Raw genomic sequence first — 9,607 nt, 5'->3', positions numbered from 1 at the left:
TACGCAGCTGCTCGAAGTGTCACTCTCTTACCGTAAGGTGGACTGGGAGCACACCGTAGCAGGCACTTCTGGTGCTGATGACTGGCGCGCACCGCTGGAAGCGTAATCGCTTCACTCGACGAGCCTACATAGGCTCGTCTTTCTCTATTTAATGTCATGACGCCTACCCGTTAATTCGGAGCCTATTTATGTTCTCAAAAGACCCCAAAAAACCATCTATAGATCCGATAGCCTCGATTCAAGACGAAGTCATCAATCAAGCTAAAGATGCCTTAATTTCTCAAGCGTCCGCCAAAACTCAACAAGCCATTAATGCGGCGCAAACAGCGTTATCTGTAGCCTCTAATATGACCTCACGCCTTAATGGTGTTTCTGCTGCACTCACACCCGGCGGTGGGTTTACTGGTGGACTACAAGGAGCAATATCTTCAGAAACAGGCGCTTATAGTGAGATGGCTGATAAAGCACAATCCACACTTCTCAGTGCTCTAGGACTCAACCCTGATCCAAGTGGATTAGTATTTACCTGTGAAATCGGATTATTACCTCCAGGAACATTACAAGTTACCGATTTTTCATTAACGGAAGGGCTTTCTTCACTCTTTAGCTTGAGCATTAATGCCGTCAGCCTACTCCCAGTGATAGATTTCCAAGAACATCTTGGTCAAGTTTCATCACTTACCGTCAAACGTGACGGTAAAGTTGTGCGTACCGTAAAAGGTATTCTTGCAGGGGCTGCTCAAGGTAATACCGATGGAGTGAAAACGTGGTATCATTTTGATATTCGTCCTGAAATGTGGATCATGACCCTCAACCAAGACAGTCGTATTTTCCAAGACCAAAACGCCCCCACCATTTTAAAAACCTTATTAGACGAAGCGCACGTCAAATCAGACTGTCTTTTTTACCGTGAAGCTTTACATCCGGTACGGACCTACACCACACAAAAACGGGAATCCGCTTATGACTTTTGGTGTCGCTTAGCCTTTGAAGAAGGGATTAACTTCTGGTTTGAAGATGAAGAGATGTTCTATAGCGATGAACATATGGGAATGACCGCGGGGATCCACCTCACCTACAACCCACAAGCCGATACCGATATAACGGATAGAACCGTTTCAACATGGCAATACGGTGAATATCTATGCTCAGATGAGACGATCCAAAAAGATAATAATTATGTTCGACCTTCCTACCCTCTGATGCATAAAGGGAAATTAGAAAAAGGTGGGCAACATAGTGTGTTTGAAAGTTATGGTCGTTTCCAATTAGATGCGGAAGGCGAACCTTTAACAAAGGTCCGATTTGAGCAATTACGTAGCGGTAGTCGCATGGGGAATGCCACGACTAACTGTTTTGCCTTACGTCCGGGAAAAATTTTCACCTTACAAAATCACCCAAATGCGCTGATGAATGACAGTTGGCAAGTCATCACTGTCACTCACCATGGCGTACAACCACTCGCCGATAACGGGGGTGGTGACGGAACTCAACTAAGTAATAGCGTTACATTTATACCTGGCCGTGAAGAATGGCGCCCGCCTCATCATTACAAACCAACTGCCGATGGTGATGAATTAGCCACCGTAGTTGGTCCTCCAGGAGAAGAAATTTACGTCAACGAATATGGTGCCGTTAAAGTCCATTTCCATTGGGATCGCTATGGTAAGCCTGATCATGGCGCCTCCTGTTGGGTGCGTGTTGCTATGGGATGGAGTGGCAATGGCTACGGTTTTTCTGCCGTACCTCGTATTGGCACTATTGTGCAGATAAGCTACTTAAACGGGGATATTGACCGCCCCATTATCACGGGATGTACCTACGATGGGCGTAATGCACCACCAATAAAATTTCCTGAAAATAAAACGCGTACGACCTTCCGTACGAAAACCCATAAAGGAAAAGGTTTTAACGAGCTACGTTTTGAAGATGAGGATGGCAAGCAGGAAGTGTTTATTCATGCCCAAAAGGACATGAATACGAAAGTGCTCAATGACCGTACTACCCATGTATTACATGACCATATGGAAGTGGTTGATAACGACCAAGCGATGCTGGTGAAAGGCAATCGCACTGAAAGCATTAATAAAGACAATACAGAGACTGTTGGGCAAAGTAAAACTATCAATGTTACCAATCAGTTATCCATTAATGTCGGTGATGTCATTGAACTCCGCTGTGGAGCCAGCGTGTTGCGGATGGATAGTGCAGGCCATGTCACAATTAATGGACATAAGTTTAATTTTGAAGCATCCGGACCTGTACAAATTACCGGTAAAGATGTGGACTTAAACTAGAGGATAAGAAATGGAATTTCGTAATCTTACGCCTTTTTCAGTTCTTAATTATAAAATGCTCAATGTGGAAGATATTGAGCACCATGTAATTGCTATGAAGGTTGGGTACGCTCTGGTCCCAACAGAAAATAAAGGGGAATATGTTCCTTCTTTACTGACTGATTTAAATTTTGAGTTTGAAGATCAATTTATTAGTAAACCAAACAGTTCATCTGTTCTCGTAGAAAGTGACTTAGCCCCCTTCAAACCTCATTGTGATGTACTAATCAATGGCATAGCGTATGCACCAGACAACACGCCCGCTGAATCCATTACTGTCTCTTTTACCATGACAAGCCGAGATAATAAGGTACTAATTGAAAAATCCCTACGCTGTTTTGGGGCTCGTCAGTTTGTACTCGATGAAAAGTCAGGTGAATGGAAGTTAACTTCTCCTTCTCCCATACGGCAATTGCCGATTGATTATCGTTATGCATTTGGTGGTGAATGTAAGGTCTATGAAAATGAAAAACTGGCTAAGCCTATTCCCGATGAAGCGTTATTTCCTGAGGCGCTACGTGCTGAGCATCCTGAAAAGGATTTCGCACCGATAGCACACAGTACCTATGAATACAATCCGCTAGGACAAGGATTTATCACACCATGGTATCAACAATCTAAAGAAATCACTGTACTTCCTGCCCCACAAATCGAATCATTAGAATATCCAATCACCACTGAATGGTTGACGTCACAATTAAATAATGAGTTGCAACAAAATCCTGTCGCTGGATTTGGGGCGATTGGTCGAGCATGGTTGCCTCGGCGCTTGCTTGCTGGAACCTATGATGAAACTTGGTTAAACCAACGTCATCCTTATCTCCCCAGTGATTTTGATTTTGGTTATTGGAACTGTGCACCAATCGACCAACAAATTACTTACCCAAAAACTGATTTTTCACTAATACTCAAAAATTTAACACCAAGTGGTGAACTCAACACAACATTACCGGGACATCGGCCTTTTGTTTTATTGCGCATGTTAAATGGCCTTTTTATCCCTCTACATCTCAATTTAGATACGCTGTTAATTGATACTGAGAAATTACAACTGTCCTTAACCTATCGCTTAATGTTTGAAGCTGATTTACCTATACGTGTATGTGAAGCTCGATTTGAAATGGATCCAAATGCCCCATTAGTTCGTCTTGCTGAAACTCAAGAGGAGTTGAACCATGGCTGATAATTATTTAGCTCGCCAACAAGGTGAATGGTTGGTGATTAGCTTAACCCCTGATGTCTGTAAAACGCCTATGGGTTCATCAACACCGCCAATTCCATACCCTGTTATTGCAAAATTAGAAACTGCAGTCTCTGTGGTGCCATCCGTCAAAGCCAATGGTCATCCTGTTGTTGTTTACGATCAAAGCTATATTCCAACCACTTTAGGTGATGCGCCAGGAGTAGCTAATGGTGTGAAAAGTGGTACTGTCGGCGGCAAATGCTATCCCATCGAGCATTCAAAGAGTGTTCGAGTAGGAAAAAAACCTATATTGCGTCATGACGATAAATTTTGGATGAATGGGAAATAGGGATAATAAATGTCTAATCACCAAGATAATGTAGATGCAATGCTCGTAATTGGTTCGAGCCCACTAGCTAAGCCATACCCACCATTTGAGCAAGTCAAAGATAAAGTTGCTGATTGGAGGTTATACAGTAATGCCAGATTTGATGACACTAGCGAACGCCTTATTTATATCGAATTTGACGATAGCTCATATAATATAATTTCAACAGGAAAATATTCACATGAAGAATATGAAATTTTTCGCCAGCAAAACCCTTCACTCAATTTACCTGAATTAAATTCGGATGAGAAAGGTTACCCTGAATCTGGGTTTATTAGCAGCCGAGAGGACGAAATTAAGAAACATTCCAACATTTCTGCAAATGGTAATACTCAAGGTGTCATTACACACCAAGCAAAACCTTCCTCTGCCCCTGTAGAAAATGCTAATCCCATTGTTAAGACAGAAACACCCGCAGAAAAAAAAATGTCAACACGGCATCCAGTCTCTTTATTGACAGCTGAAGAGGCTGAAAATGTCCGTCAGTGGGCTGAAGAACGAAAACAAGATTTAACCAAATGGGCAACTCAAACTAGTCACGAAGTATCAGCAGCTATTGACTCTCCTTTTGAAGGATTAAGCGGTGCTCTCAAAGAAACATGGAATGTGGTACCTGATGTACTCGACCTAGCTTATACTGGAGCTCAAATTATTGAAATTACAGGGAGTGTTCTTGGCTCAAAAATTGCTGGACTATTCAATGCTAAGTGGCAAAAGCAACTGGAAGATCATGCTCAGTTAGTTCGAGATCAATTTGGTGAATCTCCATTTGATGCTATTCGATTTACAGAATTGTCAGATGCAGAAAAAGGCGGTGCATTTCTGATGATGTTCACCCCAGTTGGTTTGGTAAAAAAAGCTGGAAAAAAATTGGGGAAAGAGCTCACTCAAGAAGCGGCTGAGATTATCGGCAAGACTTCGCGAAAAACATCTAATGAAGTAGCAGATATTGCTAATAAAGCACCATCTTCTGGCGGAACAGTTAAACCAAATACGAACTCGCCATCAAATAAAACCTCCGATACTCCATCAACTAAAGTCAACGAAGACACAAAAAAAACCCAAAAAAATCAAGATGGAAAAGGAAACGATACTGATAAAGTAAATACCTGTGGTGACCCCGTCGATATAGTGAGAGGCGATCTCATTCAAGCATGGTCAGTCATTAATATTCCGGGTCTATTACCTATCGAACTAACGCGAACCTATTACTCTACTCAATCCCCCAATGGTATTTTTGGAAAGAAATGGGCAGATAACTGGTCAATGTATCTGCTAATCAATGACAACACAATAGACTTTCAAGACCCTGAGGGGAGCTTATATACTTTTACCGCTCCTAACGATGAAGTGCGCTCCCGAAACTTACGAGCTCCACATTATCTACTATTGGGTAATAAACAAACAGGGCTACAAATACAAGATAATCGCCGTCAACGTATCTATCACTTTGATACATTATCTTTATCTTGTCGTCGATTAGTTAAAATCACTAATTTGCAAGGAATTGCACTACACTTTCATTACGATGATAAACAGCAACTCAGCCACATTTTACGTGATGATGGTTTTTTGGTTCGACTCCATTATCAACACAACCAACTAACTCATATCAATTATGAGCATGCTCAGCAAATACAACGGTTAGTTACGTGTCAATATGATAATCATGGTTATTTAAGTGAATGTGATGCTTTCCAACAAAACCACTTATGGCACACTTATACACCTGAAGGTTGGATGACCTCATGGCGAGATACAGATCAAACAGAACTCACTATTCGTTATGATAAACAAGGACGGGTCATTCAAACTCATTCAGATAGTGGGTATTGGTGCGATCGTTTCTTATATGATGACACATTACAGATTAACACTTATATAGACGGTGAAGGAGGTCATTACCGCTATTATTACAATGAAGATCAATTGGTCGTGCGTACCCTTGACCCTTTAGGTCGAGAAACTCGCACACAGTGGCGTGATTTTCAAAAGATCAGTGAAACCAATGATACTGGTGAGACTACACACTATATCTACCATGTCGATGGGTTACTGGCACAGATTCACCTACCAGATAAACGTAAAGTGGGTTATGAATATAATGATAATGGACAACTCACTCGTTACATTGCCCCAACAGGCGACGAATGGCAGCTAAGCTATGATACGCAAGGAAACCTAACAGCCATCATCGACCCACAAGGTCAAATACTAACTTACGAATATAGCCAACACGGCGAACTGCTCAAAGCCATTTCTCCCGATGGTGCACAGTGGCAATATGAATACAACGCCGCACATCAACTGATTAAGAGCACTAACCCATACCAAAATAGCACTGAATATCAGTTTGATGAACTCGGTCGCTTACAAGCTTATACCGATGCACTCAAGCACACTACCCGCTACCGTTATAGTCAAGAGCATGACGGCGTTAACGGCAGTGTCAGCGATGTATTATTACCTGATGGCACCCATCAACACATTGAATATGACAGCGAGCGCCGCATTGTTGCGGTCACCGACGGTGAAGGTCGCACTACCCGCTATCGGTATGGCCCGTTTGATTTGCTCATGGCAATGGTACGCCCCGATGGCAGCGAAATTCATTTTGAATATGACGCATTAACTCGTCTGAAAAAAGTGATAAGCTCACTCGGTGAAACATATACCTATGAGCGTGATGCGGCTGGGCAAATCATTCGAGAAACCGATTTTACTGGACGCGTACTTGAATATCGTTACGACCGCTTAGGCCGACGCATTGCCACCCGTTACCCCGATAACCACGAGCTTCGCTGGCGCTATGCCTCCTCGGGGGTCATCATTGAACAAAGTGAATGGGTCGACGATGGCATTAACACGCAATGCCTCTCCACCACCACCTATGAATACGATACCCATTTACGCCTCGTGAAAGCCACTAACCCCGATTCCGTGGTCGAGTTCGAATACAATGCCCACGGCCAGTTAACCTGCGAACGCATTAATGGCCGTGAGGTACACCATCAATGGGATGAAGCTACACATACCCTCACCCAAACGCGCTTTGGTGAACGTGAACTCCATTACGCTTTCGGTCAATTGGGGGAATTAACTTCCCTACAAGTGGGTCAGCATGCCCCCTTACGCTTTAGCTACAATGCCGTGGGACAAGAATATTTACGCCGCAGTGACGCCGGCTTTGTGAACTCCAGTCACTACAATGCAGCCGGTTTATTAGCACACCAACGGGCTGGACGCGGCTCCGAGAACTTCTTACGTGCCATGCAAGAAGCGCCGCATTTGCCTCCGGTCTGCACCGATGTGCACCGGTCATTCCACTATGACCGCGCCCATAATGTCGTGGGTATTGAAGATACGCGTTGGCAGCGAACCCAATACCGTTATAACGCCAATGACCAAATCACAGAAACCCAATACAGTAATCAGCACCGTAGCCAATACGAGCGTTTTCAGTACGACGCTAACTTAAACCTGATTGAACACACTGTCGTGCCTGAAGGCGCTCAAGTGGCTCTCCATCAGTTATCCCAACAGCAACAAGCCGGACGCGTTATTCGCCGTGGGTTACCTCGTGGTTATCAAGACTACCATTACGATGTGAATGGGCGATTGGCTAAGAAAGTGGTACATCAACACGGCTATCGCCCTCAAGAGTGGCGCTATCTGTGGAACACCCAAAACCAACTTATCACTTGCTTTACCCCCAGTGGCGATGTCTGGCGTTACACCTACGATGCCTTTGGGCGGCGGCTCAGTAAAACTAAAACGGTGGATAGCGAAAAACTCAATGCGCATCCCGCCTTCCCCGTGTTAAAACCTCGTGTGACCGCGTGGCACTACTTGTGGTCCGGTGACCAAATGGTGGAAGAGGCCCCCGTCTATGCCGACGGAACTGTGGCATATGATGCGGGTATTCAATGGCTCTATCAGCCGGGGGCCATCACCCCTACTGCTCGCTATCAAAATGGCAAATTGCACTATGTGGTCACTGACCATCAAGGTACACCCCGAGAGATTTTTACTGAAAAAGGGATAGCCAGTTGGGCAGGACGCCTCAATACGTGGGGGCAAATGGCATTTTGGCAGTCTCAAGACGGTCGAGCCGACAATGACCCAAATTATACCGAATGCCATTTTCGTTTTGCCGGGCAATATGAAGACCGCGAAACGGGCTTGTATTATAACCGCTTTCGGTACTATGATAAGGACAGCGGGCAGTATATTTCACCAGATCCGATAGGGCTATTGGGTGGGTTGAATCCGTATGGGTATGTGCACTGTCCGACAGGGTTTATAGACCCGTTGGGTCTTAGTGGCATGTTCACAGGATCTACTTTTACAGGTCCTTCCAATATTACTTATACTGTCTATCAACAACCTATTGACTGGGACTTAAAAGTTAATACGCGAGATGGTGTAAAAACGAATCTTCAAATCGTCCTCGAAGATGGCCGAAGTCCTATGGTGGTGAAAAATGGTAAATATGAAATCGTGAGTTTACATCACTCCAAACAAAATGGCTTAGGGCCTTTATTTGAGTTATCAACACCAACGCATGAACAATATAGATATAGTAATGCATTACATCCACATTTACCGGATGCTCATCCTATAAATCCGGTAGATCGTAATCTTTTTGATGCTGATAGAAAAGCTTACTGGAAGCAAAGAGCTGAAGAAGAAGTCAATCGTAGAAAGCTGATCGATTGCTGTAAAAAAGGAAGGTAAATGTTAACACCTAAATTGGTTGATTATTTTAAAAGTAAAAATTGGTGGTTTGAAGAACCTTCAAATGAATACCGCGATGCTTTGTTAAGTATTAATGTTGATATTGACTCTGATTTTGCACAGTTTTATTTACATGTTGAAGATTGCCCAACATTTTTAGGCCGAAATAGAGAGATTTATCAAATTGGTTGGTTTTTAATTAATAGTAATAGTTATCCATTAAGTATTGAAAGAACCCACAAAGCGTTAAAAATGCCAGAAGAATATCTGCCATTAGATAATTTTGAAGGTGAATACGGTTATTTTTATAATCAGAAAACTGGTGAAGTTATTGGATTAGGCTTGGGCAAAGAAATTCATGACTTTATGGCTGGGATACTTAAACCACAATGGCCTAGTTTTAATGATTTTTTAGAGTTCTTCTTTGATATTTAAACTAAATGGCCAGAAGATCTTTCAAACTTCTGGCTTCTTCGTTTTTAAGAGCAGCTCAGTTTAACCTTTAGCCGCTGATATACTCAGCCATCAGCTCGCGCATCGTATGTTTGATAGCACTGAGTTGCGCTTGCTGCTGTTGGTTCTGCTGCTTCATCGCTCGAATGTCTTCGCTGTCGGGGATTAACACCAAACAGCCGTTTAAAATCTTTACCGTAAAAGTGAAGCCTATCTCAAAACCCGCGGCTTTTAGCCATTGCCCTTTAAGGTGTATCGCCGGCGGTGGGCTGGCTTTACTGCCGTTCGGGGTATCCACTCCCCTTAAAATAAGACAGCGATAATTAGATTTTCTGTCCTAAAAATTGCAGAGGTCATAATGAAAAAAGCCCATTTTACTGAAACTCAGATCGTTAATATTTTAAAACTTGCTGATTCTGGTATGAAAGTGGACGATATTTGCCGCCAAAATGGGATTAGTAACGCCACTTATTATAATTGGAAATCAAAGTATGGCGGGATGGAAGCTAA

7 protein-coding genes and 1 pseudogene are annotated in these 9,607 nt (G+C 43.1%); 7 read left to right on the top strand and 1 reads right to left on the bottom strand.

What is annotated here, in order from left to right; translation table 11 throughout:
• From PSF11_RS14440 to PSF11_RS14415, 6 genes and pseudogenes are all read left to right on the top strand, one after another.
• Positions 1 to 106 (top strand): annotated as a pseudogene (locus PSF11_RS14440) (type VI secretion system tube protein Hcp); the annotation flags it as partial.
• A gap of 82 nt (positions 107 to 188) precedes the next feature.
• Complete coding sequence (locus PSF11_RS14435; protein ID WP_072502168.1) at positions 189 to 2,297, top strand: type VI secretion system Vgr family protein; 2,109 nt, start codon at positions 189 to 191, stop codon at positions 2,295 to 2,297.
• 10 nt (positions 2,298 to 2,307) lie between these two features.
• Entirely contained in the window at positions 2,308 to 3,519 is a 1,212-nt protein-coding gene (locus PSF11_RS14430) for a DUF2169 family type VI secretion system accessory protein (protein ID WP_004918554.1), read from the top strand.
• Positions 3,512 to 3,868: a DUF4150 domain-containing protein gene (locus PSF11_RS14425; protein WP_004918553.1), complete on the top strand. Its 357-nt coding sequence runs from the start codon at positions 3,512 to 3,514 to the stop codon at positions 3,866 to 3,868. Before PSF11_RS14430 ends, PSF11_RS14425 begins: the two co-directional genes overlap by 8 nt.
• A gap of 9 nt (positions 3,869 to 3,877) precedes the next feature.
• Positions 3,878 to 8,644: an RHS repeat-associated core domain-containing protein gene (locus PSF11_RS14420; protein ID WP_072502167.1), complete on the top strand. Its 4,767-nt coding sequence runs from the start codon at positions 3,878 to 3,880 to the stop codon at positions 8,642 to 8,644.
• Positions 8,645 to 9,079 (top strand): hypothetical protein, encoded by a 435-nt coding sequence (locus PSF11_RS14415; protein ID WP_004918551.1) that lies wholly within the window; start codon positions 8,645 to 8,647, stop codon positions 9,077 to 9,079.
• Between the two features lie 67 nt (positions 9,080 to 9,146).
• On the opposite strand, the gene PSF11_RS14410 is transcribed toward PSF11_RS14415, so the two are convergent.
• Positions 9,147 to 9,395, bottom strand: a complete 249-nt coding sequence (locus tag PSF11_RS14410) for a SymE family type I addiction module toxin (protein WP_004918549.1) — start codon at positions 9,393 to 9,395, stop codon at positions 9,147 to 9,149.
• Positions 9,396 to 9,455: 60 nt separating this feature from the next.
• On the opposite strand from PSF11_RS14410, the gene PSF11_RS14405 reads away from it, so the two are divergent.
• On the top strand, positions 9,456 to 9,607 hold a 152-nt coding region (locus tag PSF11_RS14405; protein WP_196712899.1), incomplete at its 3' end, for a transposase.

Source organism: Providencia sp. PROV119 (genome assembly GCF_028482435.1).
Lineage (GTDB): Bacteria > Pseudomonadota > Gammaproteobacteria > Enterobacterales > Enterobacteriaceae > Providencia > Providencia stuartii.
Note: the sequence above shows the minus strand (reverse complement) of the source record. Positions and strands in the feature narration are given on the sequence as shown.